Origin of the sequence: Pseudomonas sp. CMR5c, assembly GCF_003850545.1 — a bacterium.
GTDB lineage: Bacteria > Pseudomonadota > Gammaproteobacteria > Pseudomonadales > Pseudomonadaceae > Aquipseudomonas > Aquipseudomonas piscis.
Genome location: NZ_CP027705.1, coordinates 2,101,514 through 2,124,980 on the forward strand (window position 1 = coordinate 2,101,514; position 23,467 = coordinate 2,124,980).

Annotated in this window: 19 protein-coding genes and 2 pseudogenes; 4 read left to right on the forward strand and 17 right to left on the reverse strand. The window is 55.6% G+C overall.

From position 1 onward, the window contains the following. Positions 1-6: 6 nt before the first annotated feature. The 9 genes from ccoG to ccoN (C4K40_RS09900) all read right to left on the reverse strand — a co-directional run bounded on the left by ccoG (position 7) and on the right by ccoN (C4K40_RS09900) (position 8,712). Complete coding sequence (gene ccoG, locus C4K40_RS09860) at positions 7-1,422, reverse strand: cytochrome c oxidase accessory protein CcoG (RefSeq protein WP_053135994.1); 1,416 nt, start codon at positions 1,420-1,422, stop codon at positions 7-9. Between the two features lie 370 nt (positions 1,423-1,792). Then, positions 1,793-2,770 carry a cytochrome-c oxidase, cbb3-type subunit III gene (gene ccoP, locus C4K40_RS09865; RefSeq protein ID WP_022643325.1) on the reverse strand — a complete coding sequence of 326 codons (978 nt, stop codon included), beginning with the start codon at positions 2,768-2,770 and terminating at the stop codon, positions 1,793-1,795. Continuing rightward, positions 2,767-2,952, reverse strand: a complete 186-nt coding sequence (locus C4K40_RS09870; protein WP_031321312.1) for a cbb3-type cytochrome c oxidase subunit 3 — start codon at positions 2,950-2,952, stop codon at positions 2,767-2,769. Before C4K40_RS09870 ends, ccoP (C4K40_RS09865) begins: the two co-directional genes overlap by 4 nt. 5 nt (positions 2,953-2,957) lie before the next feature. Then, positions 2,958-3,566: a cytochrome-c oxidase, cbb3-type subunit II gene (gene ccoO / locus C4K40_RS09875; protein ID WP_022643327.1), complete on the reverse strand. Its 609-nt coding sequence runs from the start codon at positions 3,564-3,566 to the stop codon at positions 2,958-2,960. Further along, positions 3,566-5,008, reverse strand: a complete 1,443-nt coding sequence (ccoN, locus tag C4K40_RS09880; RefSeq protein ID WP_022643328.1) for a cytochrome-c oxidase, cbb3-type subunit I — start codon at positions 5,006-5,008, stop codon at positions 3,566-3,568. Before ccoN (C4K40_RS09880) ends, ccoO (C4K40_RS09875) begins: the two co-directional genes overlap by 1 nt. Positions 5,009-5,505: 497 nt before the next feature. Further along, entirely contained in the window at positions 5,506-6,453 is a 948-nt protein-coding gene (gene ccoP / locus C4K40_RS09885) for a cytochrome-c oxidase, cbb3-type subunit III (protein WP_053135997.1), read from the reverse strand. Further along, a complete protein-coding gene (locus C4K40_RS09890) occupies positions 6,450-6,665 on the reverse strand; it encodes a cbb3-type cytochrome c oxidase subunit 3 (protein WP_022643330.1) in 216 nt (71 codons plus the stop codon). The genes ccoP (C4K40_RS09885) and C4K40_RS09890 overlap by 4 nt, the downstream gene beginning before the upstream one ends. 3 nt (positions 6,666-6,668) lie before the next feature. Beyond that, positions 6,669-7,277 carry a cytochrome-c oxidase, cbb3-type subunit II gene (gene ccoO / locus C4K40_RS09895; protein WP_022643331.1) on the reverse strand — a complete coding sequence of 203 codons (609 nt, stop codon included), beginning with the start codon at positions 7,275-7,277 and terminating at the stop codon, positions 6,669-6,671. 10 nt (positions 7,278-7,287) lie between these two features. Continuing rightward, the gene (gene ccoN / locus C4K40_RS09900) at positions 7,288-8,712 is read right to left on the reverse strand and encodes a cytochrome-c oxidase, cbb3-type subunit I (RefSeq protein ID WP_022643332.1); all 1,425 of its coding nucleotides are present in this window, start codon (positions 8,710-8,712) and stop codon (positions 7,288-7,290) included. Positions 8,713-8,811: 99 nt separating this feature from the next. Between ccoN (C4K40_RS09900) and C4K40_RS09905 the strand changes: the two genes are divergently transcribed. Next, positions 8,812-9,507 (forward strand): alpha/beta family hydrolase, encoded by a 696-nt coding sequence (locus C4K40_RS09905; RefSeq protein ID WP_022643333.1) that lies wholly within the window; start codon positions 8,812-8,814, stop codon positions 9,505-9,507. Between the two features lie 70 nt (positions 9,508-9,577). Here C4K40_RS09905 and C4K40_RS09910 read toward each other — a convergent pair whose 3' ends face one another. Beyond that, a complete protein-coding gene (locus tag C4K40_RS09910) occupies positions 9,578-11,143 on the reverse strand; it encodes a PAS domain-containing methyl-accepting chemotaxis protein (protein WP_022643334.1) in 1,566 nt (521 codons plus the stop codon). Between the two features lie 598 nt (positions 11,144-11,741). Here C4K40_RS09910 and C4K40_RS09915 point away from each other — a divergent pair. The 3 genes and pseudogenes from C4K40_RS09915 to C4K40_RS09925 form a co-directional block, all read left to right on the forward strand. Beyond that, positions 11,742-12,326: pseudogene (locus tag C4K40_RS09915) on the forward strand (sugar phosphate nucleotidyltransferase). 46 nt (positions 12,327-12,372) lie between these two features. After that, a complete protein-coding gene (locus C4K40_RS09920; RefSeq protein ID WP_124421280.1) occupies positions 12,373-12,669 on the forward strand; it encodes a transposase in 297 nt (98 codons plus the stop codon). A gap of 43 nt (positions 12,670-12,712) precedes the next feature. After that, positions 12,713-13,498, forward strand: a pseudogene (locus tag C4K40_RS09925) (IS3 family transposase); the annotation flags it as partial. Positions 13,499-14,183: 685 nt separating this feature from the next. Here the strand turns inward: C4K40_RS09925 and C4K40_RS09930 are convergent. The 7 genes from C4K40_RS09930 to C4K40_RS09960 form a co-directional block, all read right to left on the reverse strand. Continuing rightward, positions 14,184-16,064, reverse strand: a complete 1,881-nt coding sequence (locus C4K40_RS09930) for an acyltransferase family protein (RefSeq protein WP_053138583.1) — start codon at positions 16,062-16,064, stop codon at positions 14,184-14,186. 830 nt (positions 16,065-16,894) lie between these two features. After that, positions 16,895-19,201: a hypothetical protein gene (locus tag C4K40_RS09935; RefSeq protein WP_256660343.1), complete on the reverse strand. Its 2,307-nt coding sequence runs from the start codon at positions 19,199-19,201 to the stop codon at positions 16,895-16,897. Positions 19,202-19,349: 148 nt separating this feature from the next. After that, on the reverse strand, positions 19,350-19,739 hold the full coding sequence (locus tag C4K40_RS09940) for a GtrA family protein (protein ID WP_053138585.1): 390 nt from the start codon (positions 19,737-19,739) through the stop codon (positions 19,350-19,352). Further along, a complete protein-coding gene (locus tag C4K40_RS09945; protein ID WP_053138589.1) occupies positions 19,736-20,464 on the reverse strand; it encodes a class I SAM-dependent methyltransferase in 729 nt (242 codons plus the stop codon). The genes C4K40_RS09940 and C4K40_RS09945 overlap by 4 nt, the downstream gene beginning before the upstream one ends. Next, positions 20,461-21,438, reverse strand: a complete 978-nt coding sequence (locus tag C4K40_RS09950) for a glycosyltransferase family 2 protein (RefSeq protein WP_053138591.1) — start codon at positions 21,436-21,438, stop codon at positions 20,461-20,463. Before C4K40_RS09950 ends, C4K40_RS09945 begins: the two co-directional genes overlap by 4 nt. A 39-nt stretch (positions 21,439-21,477) precedes the next feature. Continuing rightward, positions 21,478-22,458 (reverse strand): UDP-glucose 4-epimerase GalE, encoded by a 981-nt coding sequence (galE, locus tag C4K40_RS09955; protein ID WP_083457027.1) that lies wholly within the window; start codon positions 22,456-22,458, stop codon positions 21,478-21,480. 140 nt (positions 22,459-22,598) lie between these two features. Then, a complete protein-coding gene (locus C4K40_RS09960) occupies positions 22,599-23,387 on the reverse strand; it encodes a CPBP family intramembrane glutamic endopeptidase (RefSeq protein WP_053138593.1) in 789 nt (262 codons plus the stop codon). Positions 23,388-23,467 lie beyond the last annotated feature (80 nt).

Here is a 23,467-nt window from a genome sequence, read left to right on the forward strand (position 1 = left end):
TTTCTCTTAACGAATTTGTGGGCCGATGAATCGGCTCTTGGCTTCGACCTGGACGCTTTCGTCATCGATGTCCTTGAGGATGAACTTCACCTCGTTGGTGGTCGATGGCAGTTGTTCCGGAGCGATCGACAGCTCCGCGGGCATGCTGACGATGTCGCCAGCCACCACATGGATTTCGCGCTTGCTCTGCAGCTTGAGGTCCGGCAGGCCAGTGGCGTCCAGGACGTAGGTGTGGTCGCGCTGGTCCTTGTTCATGATCTTCAGGCTGTAGACGTTCTCGATCCGGCCTTCGGCGTTCTCGCGGTACAGCACCCGGTCCTTGCTGACGTCGAAGCCCACCAGCGAGCGCATCAGGAACGCGGTGACCAGCAGGCTGATCATGGCCAGGAGCACCAGGGCGTAGCCGATCAGGCGCGGACGCAGTTTATGGGTTTTCTGGCCTGAAAGGTTGTGTTCGGTGGTGTAGCTGATGAGGCCGCGAGGATAGTCCATCTTGTCCATGATGCTGTCGCAGGCATCGATGCAGGCGGCACAACCGATGCACTCGATCTGCAGGCCGTCGCGGATGTCGATACCGGTCGGGCAGACCTGGACGCACATGGTGCAGTCGATGCAGTCACCCAGGCCCTGGGTCTTGTAGTCGGCGCCTTTCTTGCGCGGGCCACGACCTTCGCCCCGGCGCGGGTCGTAGGACACGATCAGGGTGTCCTTGTCGAACATCACGCTCTGGAAGCGGGCGTAGGGGCACATGTAGATGCACACCTGCTCACGCAGCCAGCCGGCGTTGCCGTAGGTGGCCAGGGTGAAGAACCCGACCCAGAAATAAGACCAGCCATCGGCCTGGCCGGTGAAGAAGTCGATGACCAGTTCACGGATCGGCGAGAAGTAGCCGACGAAGGTCATGCCGGTGACGAAACCGATCAGCAGCCACAGGCTGTGCTTGGCGAACTTGCGCAGGAATTTGTTGGCACCCATGGGCGCCTTGTCCAGCTTGATCCGCTGGTTGCGGTCGCCTTCGGTGACCTTTTCGCACCACATGAAGATCCAGGTCCAGACGCTCTGCGGGCAGGTGTAGCCGCACCAGACGCGGCCGGCATAGACGGTGATGAAGAACAGGCCGAAGGCGGCGATGATCAGCATGCCCGACAGCAGGATGAAGTCCTGGGGCCAGAAGGTGGCGCCGAAGATGAAGAACTTGCGTTCCGGCAGGTTCCACCAGACGGCCTGGTGGCCGCCCCAGTTGAGCCAGACGGTACCGAAGTACAGCAGGAACAGCCCAGCACCGCCCACCATGCGCAGGTTGCGGAACAGGCCGGTGAAGGCACGGGTGTAGATTTTTTCTCTGGAGGCGTAGAGGTCGACGCTTTTGCTGGCGTTTTTGGCAGGCGGGGTTACATCGTGTACAGGAATCTGATTGCTCATCATTGCATCCCACGGCAGTGGAAAAATGCCTCGGCCAGTACGTGCCGACCGGGGTCAAAAAGGGGTGTTGCAGTGGCGCAATGATACGCCTGTAGCTCTAGGACAAGGGTGCGACCTTTGGTCGCGTTGGGGGAAGCCAATCGATAGTGTAATGACCTGAATCAATTGACTTGTGGATTATGGACCGTTTTGCACTCCATACCGTTCGAATCTTTCATGGCGTCGGAAAAATCCCTAGGCAGTTGTCGGTCTTGCCTTAGATTTCTATGCGTCACGCAGGACGTTTTTGGCAGAGAACGGCGCCCAATGAAAACGGCCCCGCCAACATGCGTTGGCGGGGCCGTTCGGGTATTGCCTTCAGGCCATGGGCTTATTCAGCATCGGCCTGCTTGTCACCGTGGGACAGGCTGTAGACATAAGCCGCCAGCAGGTGGACCTTGTCGTTGCCCTGCAGTTGCTCCTGGGCAGGCATCACGCCTTGGCGACCATGGCGAATGGTCTGCTGCAGCTGGGCGAAGCTCGAACCGTAGATGAACGCTGCCGGGTGGGTCAGGTTGGGTGCGCCCATAGCTGGGGTGCCCTTGCCTTCAGGACCGTGGCAGACCGCGCAGTTGGCGGCGAACAGCTTCTGGCCATTGGCCGGGTCGGCCTTGATGCCTTCCGGCAGCTTGCGACCATCGAGGTTGGTCAGGACATAGGCGGCAACGTCGCTGACGCCTTGTTCCTTGATTACATCCACCCAGGCCGGCATCACTGCGTGACGACCGCCCATGATGGTGGCCTTGATGGTTTCCGGCTCGCCGCCCCAGCGCCAGTCGGCGTCGGTCAGGTTAGGGAAGCCATAGGCACCCTTGGCATCGGAACCGTGGCAGACCGAGCAGTTGGAAGCGAACAGGCGGCCACCCATTTTCAGGGCTTGCGGATCCTTGGCTACTTCCTCGATCGGCATGGCTGCGTACTTGGCGAAGATCGGACCGAACTTGGCGTCGGAGCGAGCCATTTCCTTTTCCCACTCATGCACGCCGGTCCAGCCGGACTGGCCGTTGGCGAATGCGGTCTGCTTCTCGTTATCAAGGTAGTTGTAGCCAGGCAGTACGCCTTTCCAGTTGCCCAGGCCGGGGTACAGCACCAGGTAACCCAAGGCGAAGACGATGGTGCCGACGAACAGCATGAACCACCATTTGGGCAGTGGGTTGTCGTACTCCTCGATCCCGTCGAAAGAGTGGCCGACCGTCTCGTCGGTCTGCTCGGCGCGCTGGCCCTTGCGGGTCGACAGCAGCAGCCAGGTCAGGGCGAAGATGGTACCCAGACTGAGGACTGTGACGTACAGACTCCAGAACGTAGTCATTCTTTGTTACTCCTAGAAGCTTGCTCGACGTGCTTGATGGCGTCGGGGTCATCCGCGAACGGCAGCAAGGTCGCGTCGTCAAACTCGGACTTGCGCTTGGGGCTGAACACCCAGAGTGCCAGGCCGACGAAGGCCACCATCACGACAAGGGTGCCCAGGCCACGAATCATCCCGATATCCATCTAGATCACCGTTTGCTTTTGATGATGGTGCCCAGGCCTTGCAGATAGGCCACCAGCGCGTCCATTTCGGTCTTGCCCTTCACGGCATCCTTGGCACCGGCGATGTCTTCGTCGGTGTAGGGAACGCCGAGCGTGCGCAGGACTTCCATTTTCTTCGCGGTGTCCTTGCCGTCGAGCTTGTTTTCTACGAGGAACGGATAAGCCGGCATCTTCGACTCGGGGACAACGTTGCGCGGGTTGTACAGGTGCGCACGCTGCCAGTCATCGGAGTAGCGGCCGCCAACGCGGGCCAGGTCCGGACCGGTACGCTTGGAACCCCACAGGAATGGATGGTCCCAGACGCTTTCACCGGCTACCGAGTAGTGGCCATAGCGTTCGGTTTCGGCACGGAACGGACGGATCATCTGCGAGTGGCAGCCGACACAGCCGTTGGCGATGTAGATGTCACGACCTTCCAGTTCCAGCGCGGTGCGTGGCTTCATGCCTTCCACCGGCTTGTTGGTGACGTCCTGGAAGAACAGCGGGACGATCTGGGTCAGGCCGCCGATGCTGACGGCGATGACCATGAAGAAGGCCAGCAGGCCAATGTTCTTCTCGACTACTTCGTGCTTCATCAGTGAGCTCCAACTACAGCGATCTGAGCAGCGGCTTCAGCTTCCGCCGGGTTCGAGGCGCGCACGGTACGGAATACGTTGTACGCCATGATCAGCATGCCGGCGGCGAAGAAAGCACCGCCCAGGGCGCGGACGATGAAGCCTGGGTGACTGGCTTGCAGCGCTTCGACGAAGGAGTAGGTGAGGGTGCCGTCGTCGTTGATCGCACGCCACATCAGGCCCTGGGTGATGCCGTTGACCCACATCGAGGCGATGTAGAGAACGGTACCGATGGTAGCCAGCCAGAAGTGAGTGTTGATCAGGCCGATGCTGTGCATCTGCTGACGACCGAAGACTTTCGGGATCAGGTGGTACAGGGCGCCGATGGAGATCATCGCTACCCAGCCCAGGGCACCGGCGTGTACGTGGCCGATTGTCCAGTCGGTGTAGTGGGACAGCGAGTTGACGGTCTTGATGGCCATCATCGGACCTTCGAAGGTCGACATGCCGTAGAACGCCAGGGACACCACCAGGAAGCGCAGGATCGGGTCGGTGCGCAGTTTATGCCAGGCGCCCGACAGGGTCATCATGCCGTTGATCATACCGCCCCAGCTTGGAGCCAGCAGGATGATCGACATGGCCATGCCCAGGGACTGCGCCCAGTCCGGCAGCGCGGTGTAGTGCAGGTGGTGCGGACCAGCCCAGATGTACAGGGTGATCAGTGCCCAGAAGTGCACGATGGACAGGCGATAGGAGTAGATCGGACGCTCGGCCTGCTTGGGTACGAAGTAGTACATCATCCCCAGGAAGCCGGTGGTCAGGAAGAAGCCCACGGCGTTGTGGCCGTACCACCATTGGATCATCGCGTCGGTGGCGCCGGCATAGGCCGAGTAGGACTTGAAGAAGCTGACCGGCAGGGAGGCGTGGTTGACGATGTGCAGCATCGCCGTGACCACGATGAAGGCGCCGTAGAACCAGTTACCCACGTAGATGTGCTTGGTCTTGCGCTTGGTGATGGTGCCGAAGAACACCAGGCCGTAGGTGACCCACACGATCGCCAGGAGGATAGCCAGGGGCCATTCCAGTTCGGCGTATTCCTTGGTGGTGGTGTAACCCAGTGGCAGGGTCACGATGGCACCGACGATCACCGCCTGCCAACCCCAGAAGGTGAAGGCCGCGAGGCTGTCGGAAATCAGTCGCGTCTGGCAGGTTCGCTGCACGACATAGTAAGAGGTGGCAAACAATGCACATCCACCGAAGGCGAAGATCACCAGGTTGGTGTGCAGCGGGCGCAGGCGTCCAAACGTCGTCCATGGCAGACCGAAGTTCAACTCCGGCCAGACCAGTTGCGAGGCGATGAAGACACCGAGCCCCATGCCAAGGATCCCCCAGACCACCGTCATGATGGCGAACTGGCGGACTACCTTATAGTTATAAGCAGTCGGACTGATTGCTGTGCTCATTTCTAAGGTTCCACGGTTTGGGTGTTTTATTAGGGATAAAAATCGGTCGCAAGTATGGAGAAAGCAGGGGGTCATTGCAACGCGCCATGACCTGCGTCAATGCGTTCCATGCCTGATTCTGCGGCCTTTCCCTATGCCGAGTAGGGACAAAAAACGCCCTCTGACAAACTGTCGCAGTGGACAAAAAAATCGGGGGTGTCAGGTCAGTTGTAACCGGGTGTGTGGAAGCCCCTTGAACAGCTGACAGGCGGTCAGCGAGTCGACAGCCGGTATAAACCAGCCTTTGCGGCCTGTCATCGAACGAAAGCTTCGAGCGTCGCCCATACCTTTGGCCTGCGACCGGCCTTCGCCAGTCCACTTCGGGGTAAGCCTAGACCTGATTCGGATGGGTGCAAACGTGGCGGGGTAGAGGGGTGCGACACTTGGTCGCAAAGAAGCAGAGGGGAAGTTTGAAGCGGCAAGCTGCAAGTGAAGACTCGCAGCTTGCCGTTGATCTTTTACTTGTCGCTTGCAGCTTGAGGCTTGTTGCTGCTGTTGTGGGACAGGCTGTACACGTAGGCAGCCAGCAGCTGCACCTTGTCGTTGCCCAGCAGTTCGCTCTGCGCCGGCATGTGGCCCTGGCGACCATGGCGGATGGTCTGTTGCAGCTGGGCCAGGCTGGTGCCGTAGATGAAGCCGGCTGGTTGGGTCAGGTCCGGCGCGCCCATGATGGCGGTGCCCTTGCCATTCGCACCGTGGCAAGCCACGCAGGTGGTGCTGAAGGCTTGCTGGCCGGCTACCAGGTCGGCGTCGTTATCGGCTGGCAGCGGCAGGCCGGCCAGTTCATGACGCACATAGGCGGCGACGTTCTTCACGCCGTCTTCCTTGAGCACTTCACCCCAGGCCGGCATCGCGGCCATGCGTCCGCCCATGATGGTGGCCTTGATGGTCTCGGCATCGCCACCCCAGCGCCAGTTGTCGTCGGCCAGGTTCGGGAAGCCGAAGGCACCCTTGGCGTCGGAGCCGTGGCAGACCGAGCAGTTGGAGGCGAACAGGCGACCACCCATTTTCAACGCTTGCGGGTCCTTGGCGACTTCTTCCACGGGCATGGCGGCGAATTTGGCGAAGATCGGACCGAACTTCACGTCCGCCTTGGCCATTTCCTTTTCCCATTCCTTGGTCTGGGTCCAGCCGTCCTCATAGCCCGGCAGGACGCCTTTCCAGTTGCCCAGGCCCGGATAGAGGATCAGGTAGCCAACGGAAAACACCAGGGTGCCGGCGAACAGCAGGAACCACCATTGCGGCAGGGGGTTGTCGTATTCCTCGATGCCATCGAACGCGTGGCCCATGGTCTGGTCCACGCTGCCCTTGGTTTCACCCCGACGGGTGCCGACCAGCAGCCAGGTCAGGCCGATCAGGCTGCCGATGGTCAGTACGCAGATCCACGTACTCCAGAAGGTGGTCATGGCCGAATGCTCCTTGTTGCAGGCTCTTGAGGTTGAGCGTCATCAGATGAAGTGCTCGCCGCCGGGTCATCGGCGAAGGGCAGCAGGCGTGCCTGGGCAAACTCGGGATTGCGCTTGGTGTTGAACACCCAGATCGACAAGCCGACGAAGGCGATCATCACTACCAGGGTCCCGAGCCCGCGGATCATGCCGCTATCGAGTGCAAAACCCATGGCTCACCTCTTGCTCTTGATCGAAGTGCCAAGCACTTGCAGGTAGGCCACCAGGGCGTCGATCTCGGTCTTGCCCTTGAGCGAGGCGGTCGCACCGGCGATGTCTTCGTCGGTGTAAGGCACGCCGAGGGTACGCATGACCTTGAGCTTGGTTTCGGTATGGCTACTGTCCACCGGTGCGGTCACCAGCCATGGGTAGGCTGGCATCTTCGACTCCGGCACGACGTTGCGCGGGTTGTACAGGTGCGCACGGTGCCAGTCGTCGGAGTAGCGGCCGCCAACGCGGGCCAGGTCCGGACCGGTACGCTTGGAACCCCACAGGAATGGATGGTCCCAGACGCTTTCACCGGCTACCGAGTAGTGGCCATAGCGTTCGGTTTCGGCGCGGAACGGACGGACCATCTGCGAGTGGCACTGTACGCAGCCTTCGCGGATGTAGATGTCGCGGCCTTCCAGTTGCAGCGCGGTGTAGGGCTTCATGCCCTCCACCGGCTTGTTGGTGACGTCCTGGAAGAACAGCGGGACGATCTGGGTCAGACCGCCGATGCTCACCGCGAAGACCATCAGCAGCATGAGCAAGCCGACGTTTTTCTCAATCGTTTCGTGTTTCATGGCGGACTCCTCAGGCCATCTGCGCAGCAGCGTTGACTTCGGCTGGCACCGCGGCACGCACGGTGCGCCAGGTGTTGTAAGCCATCAGGAACATGCCGCTGAGGAAGATCGCCCCACCGACCAGTCGCACGATGAAGCCTGGGTGGCTAGCCACCAGGGTTTCGACGAAGGAGTAGGTGAGGGTGCCGTCTTCGTTGACTGCACGCCACATCAGGCCCTGGGCGATGCCGTTGACCCACATCGAGGCGATGTAGAGCACAGTGCCGATGGTGGCCAGCCAGAAGTGGGTGTTGATCAGGCCGAGGCTGTACATCTGCTCGCGACCGAAGACTTTCGGGATCAGGTGGTACAGCGAACCGATGGAGATCATCGCAACCCAGCCCAGGGCGCCGGCGTGTACGTGGCCGATTGTCCAGTCGGTGTAGTGGGAGAGGGCGTTGACGGTCTTGATCGCCATCATCGGACCTTCGAAGGTCGACATGCCGTAGAACGCCAGGGACACGACCAGGAAGCGCAGGATCGGGTCGCTGCGCAGCTTATGCCAGGCGCCCGACAGGGTCATCATGCCGTTGATCATGCCGCCCCAGCTTGGAGCCAGGAGGATCAGCGACATGATCATGCCCAGGGACTGCGCCCAGTCCGGCAGCGCGGTGTAGTGCAGGTGGTGCGGGCCGGCCCAGATGTACAGGGTGATCAGTGCCCAGAAGTGCACGATGGATAGGCGATAGGAGTAGACCGGACGCTCGGCCTGCTTGGGCACGAAGTAGTACATCATCCCCAGGAAGCCCGCGGTCAGGAAGAAGCCCACGGCGTTGTGGCCGTACCACCATTGCACCATGGCGTCGGTCGCACCGGCGTACAGCGAGTAGGACTTGGTCAGGCTGACCGGCAGTTCCAGGTTGTTGACGATATGCAGGATGGCCACGGTGATGATGAAGCCACCGAAGAACCAGTTACCCACATAGATGTGCTTGGTGTTGCGCTTGACCAGGGTGCCGAAGAACACGATGGCGTAGGCCACCCAGACAATGGTGATCAGGATATCGATCGGCCATTCCAGTTCGGCGTATTCCTTGGAGCTGGTGTAGCCCAATGGCAGGCTGATGGCCGCCAGCAGGATCACCAACTGCCAGCCCCAGAAGCAGAACGCGGCGATTTTCGGCGCGAACAACGTGGTCTGGCAGGTGCGTTGCACCGAATAGAACGACGTGGCAAACAGTGCACAGCCACCGAAGGCGAAGATCACCGCGTTGGTGTGCAATGGCCGCAGGCGACCGAAGCTGGTCCACGGCAGATCGAAGTTGAGTTCGGGCCACACCAACTGGGCTGCGAGAAAAACCCCGAGCCCCATGCCGACGATGCCCCACACCACCGTCATAATGGCGAATTGGCGGACCACCTTGTAGTTGTAGGCGGTACTGATAGAAGTGTTCATGGTTCCCCATCCACGGTTCAGCTGAAGTGAAAGCGACTGCGCGCGGCACGGCGCGCCCACTTCGTCTGGAGTTATAGGCAGACTAAAAGCGAGGCAAGCATGAGCAATGAGCACAAGGCCAGTATTGACGGGGATCAATGGGCGCAGTGCGTGCGGGAGCGGGGCTGGTTGTGGGATGTCGCGGCGAGTGCGACCCCGGGCAAGTCGCCGACCTTGATCCTGGCCCACGGTGCCGGCGCACCGATGGACAGCGGGTTCATGGAACAGATCGCTGAACGCCTTGCCCGGCATGGGGTGAACGTCTTGCGCTTCGAGTTCCCCTACATGGCCCAGCGTCGCCTGGACGGTGGCAAGCGCCCTCCGAACCCGGCGCCCAGGCTCCTGGAGTGCTGGCGCGAGGTATATGCCCAAGTGCGACCTTATGCCACTGGGGTGCTGGCGGTGGGGGGCAAGTCCATGGGCGGGCGCATGGCCAGCTTGCTGGCCGACGAGTTGCAAGCCGATGCCCTGGTTTGCCTGGGCTATCCCTTCTATGCGGCCGGCAAACCGGAAAAACCCCGGGTAGCGCACCTGGCCGAACTGGCCACGCCGACGCTGATCGTCCAGGGCGAGCGCGATGCCCTGGGTAATCGCCCGACGGTGGAGGCCTATACCCTGGCGCCGGCCATCGAGCTGGAATGGCTGGTAGCGGCCGACCACGATCTCAAGCCTCTCAAGGCCTCGGGATACAGTCACGAGCAGCATCTGGAGTCCGCCGCGGCCAGGGTCGCCGGGTTCCTGCGGGCGGCAGGCTGAACGCCAGGTTTGGCCGGGCATAAAAAAACCGGAAGCACCTGCTTCCGGCTTTTTTATGCCCCTTGCTGGGTCAGCGGTTGAACCGCTCCACCAGCGAATACTGGGTGTGCGCGGTATGGGTCAGGGCCTCGCTGAGTTCGGCCGAATGCTGGGCCTGCTCGGAGGTCTGGTCCGCCAGTTGGGCGATGGTGCTGATGTTGCGGCTGATCTCCTCGGCCACCGAGCTTTGCTCTTCGGTGGCGGCGGCGATCTGGGTGGTCATGTCGGTGATGTTGGCTACCGCCTCGCTGATGCCCACCAGCGCCTGGTCGGCTTCCAACACCCGGGCCACGCCTTCTTCGGCCTGGCGATGGCCGGCATCCATGGTCTGCACCGCACTGGCGGCGGTTTGCTGCAGCTTGGCGATCAGGGCGTGGATCTGCCCGGTGGATTCGCTGGTGCGTTGCGCCAGCTGGCGCACCTCGTCTGCCACCACGGCAAAACCGCGACCCATCTCCCCGGCCCGGGCCGCTTCGATGGCGGCGTTCAGCGCCAGCAGGTTGGTCTGGTCGGCGATGCCCTTGATCACGTCCACCACGCCGCCGATTTCATCGCTGTCCTTAGCCAGCTGGGTCACGGTCTGGCCGGTCTCGCCCACCACCACCGACAGGCGCTGGATAGCTTCACGGGTTTCCCCGGCGATGTTGCGGCCGCGTCCGGTAAGACGATTGGCTTCCTGGGTGGCGTCGGCGGTGCGTTGCACGTGGCTGGCCACTTCCTGGGTGGTGGCCGCCATCTGGTTGACCGCGGTGGCGACCTGCTCGGTCTCCTGGCGCTGGCGCTCCAGGCCGCTGGAACTGTTGTGGGCTAGGGTGTCGGACTGCCGGGCCTGCTCGTTGAGGTGCTCGGCGGTGTCCTGCAGGCGGGTCAGGCAGGTCTTGAGTCGTGCCTCCTGGCTGAGGATCGACATCTCCAGGCGCGCCTGGGCACCCCGGCTGTCGGTGTACATCTGCGCGATTAGCGGGTCCGAGGTGGTCTGCTCGGCCAGGCGTAGCAGCCGCTTGAGGCCACGCTGCTGCCAGGTCAGGCCCAGCAGGCCCAGCGGTACCGAGAGAGCGGCGGCCAGGACGAAGCCCCAGTGGGAGTTGAGCCAGGCACCGATCATGAAGCTCAGCTGGCTGACCAGGATGAACGGCAACCAGTCTTGCAGTATCGGCAGCCACTTGTCGCGCTTGGGAATGGCCGACTTGCCCTGGTTGATTCGCTTGTAGAGGGACTCGGCGCGACGCACCTGTTCGGCGGTGGGCTTGACCCGTACCGATTCGTAGCCCACCACCTTGCTGCCTTCGAACACCGGGGTCACGTAGGCGTTGACCCAGTAGTGATCGCCGGTCTTGCAGCGGTTCTTGACGATACCCATCCATGGCAGGCCTTGTTTCAAGGTGGTCCACATGTGGGCGAATACCGCCGGTGGCACATCCGGGTGGCGTACCAGGTTGTGCGGCGCGCGAACCAGTTCTTCGCGGGAGAACCCACTGATCTCGACGAAAGCGTCGTTGCAGTAGGTGATGACGCCCTTGGCATCGGTCGTGGAAATCAACCGTTGTTGAGCCGGGAAGGTACGTTCGCGCTGAGTGACAGGCTGGTTATTACGCATGTTTTTTCAATCCGCAAGGCTTTGGTAGGTTGTCGGCAGGTTTCCAGAATAGTTGAAAGAAATTTCTTTAAATGTCCGGTGACGGTTTGCGGGCTTTTTGTACGTCGTAATCCCGACGTGTACGAAACCCGAGCGAAAAGTAATAAAGATCAATTACACGAATTGTAAGCCGGTATGTCTTAATCCTCAATTAAGTGAGCCGTTGTGAATGGTAGGTCAGCTTTTTCCATCTGGATGCGGATAGCTGCGCGGGTACAGCCGCGGCTTCACCTAGAAAAAATTACCATCCAGTGAGAAATGAGCCCCACTTTTGTAAGGGGAATGACTTGCTTTTCTACATGTCTGGCGTTTCTCGGTTAGGTTTGTCTAGGGACAGTCTAAGTCGTCTTCTTCGAGCCCGCAGTATTTATGTTGGTGAGTTTTGACCTAATAAATGATGTGATATTTAGTAAAGGAGTACCGCGTGATCCTCGTTCCAGTCATTATTTACGGCGGTTCAGGCAGCCGTTTATGACCTGTTTCACGCACTGCTCATCCCAAGCCGTTTATCGAATTGCCCGACACTGGCAATTTGATTTGAAAAACATGCAGTCGCGCCTTGCCGCTAAATGACGTAACTGAAGTATTGACGATTACAAACCGTGATCTCTACTTTAAAGCCCTTGATGAATACGGTACCACTGCGCCGAACTTCACCAGCCTGGGTTTCGTACTCGAGCCTTTTGGTCGCAACACCGCTGCTGCGGTCGCATTGGCGGCGCGGGAAGTGACTCGAGCTCACGGCCCTGACGCTATTATGCTGGTGTTGCCAGCGAACTAATTGATCGACAATCCGGCGGCGTTCGTTGCTGTAATGGAGCCTGCATCACAGTAGGCCGGGGACAGCTGGCTGGTGGCTTTTAGTGTGAAGCCCGCATATCAGGAAACTGGCTACGGATATATTCAAAAAGATATCGAGGCTTCATTCGGTAGCGGCTTCAAGGTCAAGCGTTTCGTCGAAAAACCAGATTTGGATACCGCGAAAGACTACCTGGCGTCTGGTGAGTATTACTGGAGCTCCGGGATGTTCTGTTTCTGTGCGGGTACACTTATTGAAGAAATGGCGCTCTGTGCACCGGATGTCGTCAGTACTGTAGATCTGTGTCTCGCTGGTTTCGGTGTGATGTGGTCTGTCCCGGGCTGAGTGGACGCTGACTTAAGGTGGGTAATGTCCACCGCAAGGAGTGTTCATGACCCAGACCAGACGACGTTTTCCCGAATCCTTCAAACGCGAGGCGGTATACCAGGTACTTGCCGGCACGCCGCTTCGTCATGTAGCCGAGACGCTCGGCATCGCTGAAAGCCTGCTGGGCAAATGGAAGCGCCAGTACGAGCAGCAAGGTGACGACGATGCCTTTCCGGGCAACGGCAAGCAGCGTGGAGAGAGCGCGGAGTTGCGTCGTCTACGCCAGCAACTGGCTCAGGTCACCATGGAGCGCGATGTTTTAAAAAAGGCGCTCGCCATCTTCTCGCAGCCCGCGAAGTGAAGTTCCGCGCCATCGAGGCGTTGGCTGGTCGCTATCCCGTAGCGGCTTCTATGCCTGGCAGCAGCGGCCACCTTCGGCGAGAGAGATGGCGAATCGGCGTCTGAGCAAGGAGATCCGCACCATTCACCACGAGGTGAATGGGATCTATGGCCATCGCCGAATCAAGGCCGAGTTAGCGGCCATGGGGCATGCGTGTGGTCGACACCGGGTTGCTCGACTGATGCGCGAAGCCGGTCTGCGCGTTCGCTCGCGCAAGCGCTGGCGGCTGGTTTCCAGCAGTCGTCATGCTCTGCCGATTGCCCCGAACCACCTGGATCGCCAGTTCGCCTCGGATCGCGCCAATCGGCACTGGGTCTCGGACATGACCTACGTGCGGACGGCCCAAGGTTGGCTGTATCTGGCAGTCGTGCTCGATCTCTATTCACGAGCCGTCGTCGGTTGGGCGATGCACCACCGCATGCAGCAGGCCTTGGTACACGCCGCGCTGGAGATGGCCATTGCACGCCGGCAGCCGAAAGAAGAAGTGCTGCTGCACTCGGATCGAGGCAGCCAATACTGCGCGTACGACTACCAGGCCTTACTTCGGCGACATCGAATCGTGCCCAGCCATTCACGTCCCGGGAACTGCTGGGACAACGCCGCGATGGAGAGCTTCTTCCGTTCGCTGAAGGCTGAGCGGGTGTACCTGACGCGCTATGCCAGCTACCACGAGGCGAAAACCGACCTGTTCGACTACATCCGCTTTTACAATCACCGTCGCCGCCACTCGACGCTGGGCTATCTCAGCCCGATGGAGTTTGAGCGGCGCTATGCGAGCAGTAACTCTTAACTACCTGTCCACCAGCTTCGGGACAGACCAGACATATTCTCTTCCTCGGATGCGCGGGTTGAGGATCATCCGTCACTCGGTCTCAGCCTTGTTGATGCTAGCTACCGTGCGATGCAGGGCTCAGGATACAGTTCGGACTTAGCGAGTGAGGTTGAAGTGAAGAGGAGGAGCTCAATATACAGTGCAGGCTCAAGGCCTTAGCCACTGCCCGGCTTCATTCCTCTTCCTCGATGATCAGTCGAGAACTATTGCGTCTGTAGATGCGATAGTCGAGATATAGGGCGCTGCGCGACATCGACGATGTCCCCACGTCGTATTTTTTTCTTTCCCTACAAGGGCATTGGTACATTTTGTCTATTGATGTGGTATTGGCTACTGATCGGGTTGGGGGGAGTCAGTGGACGCTGCATTGTAAACGTTAATCTCCTGGTGCTGCTCTGCAAGAGGCCGTGTTTGTTCAGGTACAGACACAGCGTGATACAGACATGGTCAGATTGTCCGCCTCAAATATCAGGTCGTACTGTCGCGCGGATGGATTTTCTTTGATTATGGGCGCGCATACCTCCACAGGTCTGTCCGACCTGTGGAGGCTCTCGATAGTCCAGACTGGGCCTGCGGTAATGTGGCCAGATATCTCACACAAACGCCCTGCTCGCCACTGGATCCTTGATAGCGTATTGAGGCTTTAATTTACGATCAATGGTGTTATCTCCTTGGCGTATAGGGCTGATCCTTCTGGCGTCAGGTGCACTATGTCATAGATCAGAGGCTTTTCATCTGGAGATGCCATTGGACAGGATCCTTTAGGGCATACCGCTTTTATCAGTGATACATAAGCAATACGGTTGTGATGAGAGACCACCTCGCTGACGGCAGCCTCGGACCGTTGCATGGCATCCCAATCAACGTCATCTGACGAATTGAAGTTGAATATCTTGCCTTTCATCCTATCAATTATGATCAAGGGAACGCTGCGTTTGAAAAGTGGCGCTTCACCGATTACAACCACTTTAGTCAAGTTCAAGGTGTCTATTTTGTCCAGCGTTCTATCTAAGGACGCCATGTATTCAGACGATATGGGCCAGCCGGCAGTAATGATCAGAAGATCAGGTCGAGCGGTCTCGATTTTTTTTAAGAATATTTCGTTTGCATCCTTGCAGTAAGGGCGCGCCGGCATATCCATACCTAGAATCGGAGCGCATGCTGAGGCCGTTAACTGCCCGAGCGAGATATTATGTTCGCCCATTGTTTTACGTAACCCCATATAGAGGTGTGCAGCATGACTGTCTCCCCAAAGAAGCGCCGTTTTCTTGTTTTCAGAGGGCATACAACGTAGGAGGTCGGTTTTAGCGGGATCTTGATCTGGGTCTAAAAAGCATTCCCCCGCTTGATAATCCTTGGTTGGATTGTAGGACATTGCTGTGAGTACTTGATCGATTCGACTTTGGGAAGATGAGGGGAAGCCGTGTTTGTGTGAGACGAACCATCCTGCGGCTACCACCAAGCAAAGAGACATAGATGCGACTGACAAGATGCGTGCAGGCGTCCATTGCTTTTTTGCGTAACGGAAGGTTTGCTCAATCAGTTTGTAGTTTAAAAAAGCTAAAAGAATGGCTGATGTAAAAATCACCAGAGCGGCGATCTCTTTGTCTGCATTAGGGAATGCGCGTTTGGCGAATACAATCAAAGGCCAGTGAACGAGGTACAGGGAGTACGATATTTTTCCCACGAATACCATCGGCCGGGAGCCCAGGAGTATCGACATCCTGCCGCCTTGCTCGCCAGCCATGATAATGAGCGCTGCACCTAAGCACGGTAGGGCTGCGGCGATTCCAGGGAACGGGGTTTGACTATTATAGAAGAATATTGGGTAAGCCAATCCCGCCATGCCCAGCGTAAACATGCAAAGCGAGATGATCGGAGGTTTTTTTATGTGTAGTGCAGGGAGTGCAATCAAGCTCCCGATAAGAAGCTCGAATGCACGAAACGGTAGAAGATAAAACGACTCGGTTGGGTTTGTAGAGAGTAATTGCTGCGAAAAAAACAACGATGCAGCCAGCATGATAACGATGGCTGCGGGTATCAATCGTTTTGAGAATTTAGAAAATCCCAAGATGATTAACGGGAAGAAGATATAGAATTGCTCCTCGATACCAAGTGACCAAAGGTGCAAAAGCGGAATCTCATCCGCAGAGGGCGAAAAATAATTGAGGGTCGCATAGAAGTAGATGTTTGCGGAGAAAAGCGCTGAGGCGATGGCGGATTTTGCGTAGTTTGCAAGTTCACTCGGATATTGCAGGCAATAGGCGGCAATCGATGTTGCGACGATCACCGACAGAAAGGCAGGCAGGATTCGGCGTGCTCGTCTTACGTAGAAATTTGCGATAGAGAATGAGTCGCCCCCAGTTTCTGTGTAGATGATTTTCGAAATAAGGTAGCCAGAAATCACGAAAAATATGTCGACCCCGACAAATCCCCCAGGAAGTAATCCGACATTCAAATGGAAAATTACTACACTCAGGACGGCTATCGCCCGGAGCCCATCAATATCTGAGCGGTACTTCATGTCTTGGAAAAACCCTTGTGGTTACTCAATTTATGGGGGGATTCTAACCGCAAAAATGACTTTTTTGATCTGTTTTTCGTTCCGGATTCAGAATCAGGATGGATTGCCCAAATATTACACGTAACAGCTTACGCCATAAAAATGCTCCTCATCCTGCGTAAATTGCCGATATGGGCTAGTCAGGAAGTGAGCGAGGCAGTGTGTCCGGGGGGGGCTCTGATTGCTTTACAGGCGAGCTGTCTGACGAAAACTGACTTCCTTCAGGCTCCATTTTGGCAATAGGCTTCAGGTATTTTGTTCTCATCTCAAGTGACGGGCCTCTTAATCAGATAATACGTACCAATCGACATAAACAACAATATTGGAAAACTGCCGAAAAACCTAACGTCATTGCCGCCCAGAAATTCGCCATGTCCATAAGATATACTCATTTAATACCATAAACAGCGCTACGCCAGGATGTCCTTGCTCAAAAAACTCATCGACAACAATCCCGGCATGAGCCTGGTTGGTACTTAAAAGTTACATCGCGTGATGTGCCAGGCAAGCACTACGAGTGCAGCAGCTAGTCGCAGGTGGTCAAGCTTTGAGAGGTAATGTGAACTACTCGATTCATTCTTGGGAGACCGTGAGCAATAGGAACAACCGTTAAGAGGTGGTTCCTCCCAGAGTGCGAAACTTTATCACATGAGCAATCATGAGCACTGCTGCTTACTCTATCCGGCTCTGATCCCGTGGGGGCAGGGCCGGGTTTAAAGAACTGTTGGTGACGAGCACTGCTTCCAGTTGGAATTTATGGCCATTAGGGGGGGGGGGGGCAGCACTTGCCGTCAAAGCGGAATAGTACAACTAATGTTAGAGAACCAGGCATTGCCATCCTGTACGAGAGCGAATCGTAACTGGAGTGATTCGGTCTTGCTAACGCTCGGTAACTGGAGGGCGCTGAGAGGTACTGTTAGCGTCTCGCTTTCGCCGGGCGAAAGAACACGATTACTTGATGCACGGTATCCGTTGTCCCATTGAGTGGTTGTTCCATCTATGCTTTCAATGTGGTATCCGATTTTTATCGGAAATTGTCCTGCCCCTATGCTCCAGTTGAAATTACTTTTATTAGTTAAGGTCAATGTTAGTTTCTTATTTGAAGATGTACCTTCTTTTTGCGTGCAGGAGAGACTACCTTTCATGGCGTCAAGTGGAGTTACCGCAAAGTCACCTGTGCCTTTTGTTAATACTGATTCATCCAGAAATAATTCTGGGTGTGTTTTATTGGTGACAGTGACTGGAGTGTTGCCAGAATAACCATGAATAAAGGCAATAAACGTGTCTCTGTTTACCAATATAGGGTAAAGTTTTCTGTTTGCCGCTTCTTTTGAATTGATTTCAATGGTACTGATGTTTTTGTAGTCAGGTTCGTAGTGTATACGGTATCCAGGATCATTCAGGAGCACGTAGGCAAGATTGCTCGCGTCGTCCTCGATTACTTCGTAGTTGCGCGCTTGTAAGGTTTGGCGAATTGCCGAATACTCCTCGTCTTTGACGACAGTTCGGTCGATTACAATGGATTTGAAACCCAAGGCTTCAGTTTCGGTCAGTTGTTGCGTAAAGGTGAGTTTGGATATTCTGTAATTCCAGTCGTCTGCTGGACTATTTTTCGCTCCACCATTACTCCAGTGAATTGTGTGTGAGTTGAGGTAAAGGCGAACGTGGGAAAATGCGCCCCAGGCGTAGTAAGGGCCTTCGCGTAAATACTGAGCGTATGGGTATTGATAGACCATTGAGTTCTTTGGAATGGCCTGTTCTAACTTTCTAACGAAATTGCGCTCTGCTATATACTGGTCCGCAAAGGGTTGATTTCTACGGTTCGAAGTCGCAGGGATCTCATCGAACAGTCCTAAGATAGTAATGGTTAGAATCAGCGCTGAAACGATCATTCGTCCTTTTTGTTTTTTTTGATCTCGCCATCTGTCAGCTATTCGGGCGCCGAATAATAATAGGAAGAACATAAGGAGTACGGCGAAACGATCATAAGCGCGGATGGTAGGGAATATCAAAGCTACCAGTGTGCCAATGCCTCCAAATATGCAGCATAGTAATGAAAATAGGATTAAGGGGAGTAAGGTGTCGATCAAGCTCAATTGATTGTTGATTGTGGCGGGGGTGTCGGATTTTCTGAGTATGGGAAGCGCCAGGGCGGTGAGTGCTGTTGCAAGTAATATCGATCCCAGAAAGCCGAGAGAGACGGCGGCGACGGATGAATGTTTTCTTGCAGCCGTATTAGAACTTAGAATTATCTCTCCTGTTTTTGCGATTGACGATATTCTATGATTGGTAGCAGGGGCGATAAGTTGCTTCAAGCTTGAGCTATAAACTTCAGCCTCAAATGAGTGCTTTGTTAATACAGGGTCTACTGTATTTCCCGTCGGGTAAAACTCACTGTGATGATTTTTTTTGTAAGCGTAGAGTGGTAGTTGTATCAGTAGTGACGCTGCGACAAGCAGCAGGATATAGATGGTAGGTGGGGTAAGCAGGATAGGCTTTTTCCATCCCACTAGAACAGTTCGGGCGCCGGCGGAAAATCCGAGTGTGAGCAGTATGAAAAACGCGTAGTACCCATCGGAAATCGCTATGAGTAAAATGAAGAGTGCGCCGAGCAGAAAGAAGCGATCAATTAGGAGTTTTTTTGGGGTTGTCAAAAGTATGTGATCAAATTTTCCCTGCAGAGTCCATATGACAGAAACAATAGCAAGAGGAATTACGAAGTAATTGGGTATAAAGGAATAAATAAGGAAATTTATTCTGAATGTGCTAAAAGCAAATAGAAAGGCGACACAAACGCCGCAGAATCTAGATATATTAAGCAGTCTGCAAGCAGTGAAGGATGTGAGTGCGATCAATGAAAAATTCAGCAGGTAGTAGAATTGCTGAAGGTAAATGGGGTCTTTGATGAAAATATTTAAACCCAGCATGATGACTGAGTGCATTGCGCTGGTCTGCGCGGCGGCATTGTGATGCCAGCTTGCAACTTCTGGCGCTCCTAGGAATGGATTGCTAAGCACCCATCCCGTATCGGTTAATACTTTCGTTAGGGTCAATTGCCATATGTCATCCCCATTTCCGTATACCATAGGGGTCGACATGTCCCAATGGTTAAGCCCTAGAACATAGTAGCCTAGCACCATTGGCAAAATTATCAGAATGCCAATGTAAATTCCTAGTTTTTTAATAATGATTTGTTGTTTTGGTGCAATACTTCTTGCATCCTGGAGTGTGCCTTGTGTTGTTTTTTTAGGTTGCGTTATTTTTGAAAATAAATAATTTGCAGGCGATGAACATGAAGGTGCTGTAAATTACTATTCCACAGAGTTGCGCAATATAAGGATTGATTTTCAAGACGTTTAACGCGAGTACCACTGCGGCTGCGTTCAATAAATAGGCAATAGCGGCGCACAGTATATATTTAGGAAGCGAGTGTCTCGCAGGATTCGTACTTTCAAATGTCCAGATACTGTTCAGGGTAAAGCTAATGGCCAAGCCTACGGCATAACCCGCAGCATTAGCTGTCAGTGGGCTGAGGGACGTGAAGTACATGATTGCATAGATAGCGGCCAAACCTGTCAACGTGTTTAACACGCCGACAAGTAAGAATTTCATCGTCTGAATGGCCAGTGCAATCATTCTGGCGCTCGCGCAAACATACGGTACTGAGCACCCAGTGCGAGCCAATTCAACTTACGCTCCAACGGGCGCAAATAGCTCAAGAAGGCCGGAAAGAAAAGTTTGTAATCAACACTGGGTTTTGCCCAGCCACCGGCAGTTGCGCGTTTCGCCATAGTTCGCCCCAAAATCAGTTCTGCGTTTACATCAAGGGGGCAGGTGTTCACTGCTTTTACGGTCAGTGGATTCAGCGGATTATGCTCATATATCGTTAGAATTCCCCCTGGTTTGGTGATGCGCAGCAACTCCTTTAACCAGTGCTCATGGTCTTCGTGCGGTATATGGTGAAAGACACAAGCTGTAAATACGATATCCTGGCTGTGTGTCGGCAAAGGGATGGTGTTTTCAATCTGAACGTATTTTTCGTCACCGGGGAATCTGATTTTTGCGATTTCAATACTGCGGGATGAAACATCCCCGCAGGTAATCGCGCTGTCAGGGAAATATTTTCTGAAGAAGGGCAATGAGTTTCCGATGCCGCTGCCGAAGTCAAAAACAGAAGCAGAGGGCAGTTTTTGATCTGCTACCAGCGCTGCCAAGTCTGCAATTTTGTATTCAGAAAAGAACTCCGGGTTCTCGCCGGTAATCGCTACGTTCTCTTTATGCTGATCATGGTACTCGTCAGCAAGCAGGTCGAATTCGGCACGTACCCGTTGATCTTTATCCGGATTGATATTGTCGCTCAATTGGATGTCTCCTTGGTGGGTTCTGTTTTGATCTCCTTTTCTAGAGATGAGACTATCTCTTGAATAATAAACAAAGGTCGGCCTTTGGTTTCTATATAGAGTCTTCCCAAATACTCTCCCATGACACCGGCAACAAATAACTGCATGCTCCCCAGCGCCAGCATGATTACTGCCAGCGATGTCCATCCTTCTACACTGTTGCCTGTGAAGTAGTGAAGCAACACATAACCTAATAGCAGTACTGTGGCAGCACCGAAACCAATGCCTAAATACGACGCCATGCGCAAAGGGCGTACAGAGAATCCCGTGATTGCATCTATTGCAAACTTAATCATCTTCGACAGTGGGTACTTTGTTTCCCCGGCGAATCGTGCTGCGCGCTCATAGGGAAGGGCTTCTTGCTTAAGTCCGATCCAGCTGACCATTCCGCGAATAAAGCGATGATGTTCAGGCATTTCGTTCAGCAGGTCGACGGCTCGACGGCTCATCAGGCGGAAGTCCCCGGTATCTGCCGGGATGTCGATGTCTACCATCCGATTAAGCATGCGATAGAAGAAGTGAGCCGAAGCTTTTTTGAACATCGTCTCGCCGTCGCGTTTAATCCGCTGGCCATAGACAACGTCGCATCCGTGGTCCATTCGCTCCATCATTTTTGATAGCAGTTCTGGAGGGTCCTGAAGGTCGGCGTCGAGGATGAAAACCCGATTGCCCCGACAGAGTTGCAAGCCAGCCGACAATGCAAGTTGATGACCATGGTTGCGTGAGAGGTTGATGGCAACCACGTGGCGATCAATTTGTGACAGATTCTGCATGATTTTCCACGTTGAATCCTTGGACCCATCATTGATCAGGACGAGTTCGTAGTCATCTTTCAGTTGCTCTGTACAGACGGCGGTAACTCGTCGGTGCAACTCGAGAATCCCGTCTTCCTCGTTATAACAAGGAATGACTACCGATAATGTTGGCCCTGCCATTGTTTCATCCTTACTTCTGAAAAGATTGCGTCATTTGCGTTACAGGGACGAATGCCATGCATAGGCATGGGCAATGATATCGTCTAGAGCAGGGTAACGCGGGGTCCAGTTCAAAGCCTTCCTTGCCTGTGCGGAGTCGGCGACGAGCACTGACGGGTCGCCCATGCGCCTGGCTACAAACTCATGAGGTACTGCTTGGTGAGTGATTCGTTGCACGCTATTCAGAACATCTTTAACGCTATAACCTGCGCCGTTCCCTAGGTTCAGCTTCAGGGAGTCGCCCTGATTTCGCAAATGGTTCAATGCCGACAGGTGGGCGGCGGCTATGTCGCAGACGTGAATGTAGTCGCGCACGCATGTGCCATCGGCAGTTGAGTAATCATTGCCAAAAATTTTCAGCGATGGGCCATTGCCCAGGGCGGCATTGATTGCCAAAGGTATCAAGTGTGTTTCCGGCTCATGACGTTCGCCTAGCGAACCGTCTGGTTGAGCGCCTGCAGCGTTAAAGTACCGCAGGCACACGTGACGTATACCGTAGGCCTGCTCGTAATCAGGTAGAAGCTGCTCGACTGCGAGCTTGGATCGGCCATAAGGATTTATTGGAACGGTTTGGTGAGCCTCGCAAATGGCACCGTTGGTAGGGCTCCCAAAAATCGCCGCAGTAGATGAAAATATGAAATTCTTGATCTGATGGTGCGCCATGCTCGCCAGCAAGGCGAGGGTCTTGCTCAGATTGTTCTCGTAATACTTCGCAGGTTGCAGGACCGATTCCCCCACTTGAATGTAGGACGCAAAATGCATTACTGCGTCGATCTCATGTTCCTGAAAAATTTGCTCGAGGAGTTCGCGATTACCAGCGTCCCCTACAATAAGAGGCACGCCCTGAGGCACTGTGTCGGCAAACCCTGAACTAAGGTCGTCGAGCACGACGGCTCCCAAGCCCTCTTCAGTCAGCATTCTCACCATGTGAGAACCTATATAACCGGCGCCCCCAATAACCAGTACGTTTTTCGCCGTCACACCGCCCCTCCTTCGATGGCTTAGAGTCCGTTTGCACATTCAACAAAACGTCGTTTGTTATTCCTTCTGACACTATATCAATCTTGGTGTGTGCTTGGGCCTTGCAGCATGCGCTTTGAACCTTTTTTGACGCTGCAGGTTCAAGCCAACATCGGGTAGGTGAAAAGCCCGAAATGCAGCAGGTTCAGTCCGAAGTGGGTGGCCAGCGCGGCTCCCAGGCCCCCGAACCGATAGGCCAGACCGTACCCGATCCCGGCGACGGTCGCCAGCAGCGTCCATTGCCAGCCGGCTCCCAGGTGCGCCAGGCCGAACAACAGGGCCGAGGCCAGCAGGGCCAGGTTCTCGCCGTAGGGCAGGTGTTTCAGGCGTCGGCTCAGGCCTCCCTGGATATAGCCCCGGAACAGCGCCTCTTCCACCAATGTCACCAGCAGCAGGTTGTTCAGTACCCATAGCCAGGCCTGTTCCGGCCATTTGGGGGCCCAGCTGATGATGCCCAGCAGCAAGGCGCCGCCCAGCGCGGTGATGGCGCACAAGAGCAGGGCCAGGGCACCGGCGTACAGCGACAGGCGCAGGGAGCGACGACCGACGATCCAGGGGCAGACCAGCAACAGCCAGAAGCCGATCAGCGGCTTGTCCTGGTTCAGGTACAGGGAAAACGGCACGGCGTCATCGGTGAGGCGTTGCGGGTCGATGGCGCGTCCGTTGTAGAAGCCGGGTAGCCAGTGCATGGCCAGGGCCAGGGCGACGACCACGAACAGGCCGTGGCCCAGGTATTGGCCGATGGGGCTGCTCTGCTGGCGTACGGCCAAGCCTGCGCACAACAACAGCAAGAGCGAGAGGGCGGCCAGCAGCCCCAGTTGTCCGTAGCTCAGGGCCAGCGCATAGCCAATGGAGAGGAGTGCCAGGTACATCCATGGCAGAGCGGTCATGGGGAATCCTTGTTGCGAAAGAATGGATATTGCACAGACGTTGTTCGCCGCCTGATCTGTAGTCGTTGTTGTGACTGATT

Excerpts from the sequence above, each read along its gene's own strand:
- ccoG (WP_053135994.1), bottom strand. The coding sequence starts at position 1,422 with ATGAGCAATCAGATTCCTGTACACGATGTAACCCCGCCTGCCAAAAAC.
- ccoP (WP_022643325.1), bottom strand. The coding sequence starts at position 2,770 with ATGACTACGTTCTGGAGTCTGTACGTCACAGTCCTCAGTCTGGGTACC.
- C4K40_RS09870 (WP_031321312.1), bottom strand. The coding sequence starts at position 2,952 with ATGGATATCGGGATGATTCGTGGCCTGGGCACCCTTGTCGTGATGGTG.
- ccoO (WP_022643327.1), bottom strand. The coding sequence starts at position 3,566 with ATGAAGCACGAAGTAGTCGAGAAGAACATTGGCCTGCTGGCCTTCTTC.
- ccoN (WP_022643328.1), bottom strand. The coding sequence starts at position 5,008 with ATGAGCACAGCAATCAGTCCGACTGCTTATAACTATAAGGTAGTCCGC.
- ccoP (WP_053135997.1), bottom strand. The coding sequence starts at position 6,453 with ATGACCACCTTCTGGAGTACGTGGATCTGCGTACTGACCATCGGCAGC.
- C4K40_RS09890 (WP_022643330.1), bottom strand. The coding sequence starts at position 6,665 with ATGGGTTTTGCACTCGATAGCGGCATGATCCGCGGGCTCGGGACCCTG.
- ccoO (WP_022643331.1), bottom strand. The coding sequence starts at position 7,277 with ATGAAACACGAAACGATTGAGAAAAACGTCGGCTTGCTCATGCTGCTG.
- ccoN (WP_022643332.1), bottom strand. The coding sequence starts at position 8,712 with ATGAACACTTCTATCAGTACCGCCTACAACTACAAGGTGGTCCGCCAA.
- C4K40_RS09905 (WP_022643333.1), top strand. The coding sequence starts at position 8,812 with ATGAGCAATGAGCACAAGGCCAGTATTGACGGGGATCAATGGGCGCAG.
- C4K40_RS09910 (WP_022643334.1), bottom strand. The coding sequence starts at position 11,143 with ATGCGTAATAACCAGCCTGTCACTCAGCGCGAACGTACCTTCCCGGCT.
- C4K40_RS09920 (WP_124421280.1), top strand. The coding sequence starts at position 12,373 with ATGACCCAGACCAGACGACGTTTTCCCGAATCCTTCAAACGCGAGGCG.
- C4K40_RS09930 (WP_053138583.1), bottom strand. The coding sequence starts at position 16,064 with ATGAAGTACCGCTCAGATATTGATGGGCTCCGGGCGATAGCCGTCCTG.
- C4K40_RS09935 (WP_256660343.1), bottom strand. The coding sequence starts at position 19,201 with ATGTCGACCCCTATGGTATACGGAAATGGGGATGACATATGGCAATTG.
- C4K40_RS09940 (WP_053138585.1), bottom strand. The coding sequence starts at position 19,739 with ATGATTGCACTGGCCATTCAGACGATGAAATTCTTACTTGTCGGCGTG.
- C4K40_RS09950 (WP_053138591.1), bottom strand. The coding sequence starts at position 21,438 with ATGGCAGGGCCAACATTATCGGTAGTCATTCCTTGTTATAACGAGGAA.
- C4K40_RS09960 (WP_053138593.1), bottom strand. The coding sequence starts at position 23,387 with ATGACCGCTCTGCCATGGATGTACCTGGCACTCCTCTCCATTGGCTAT.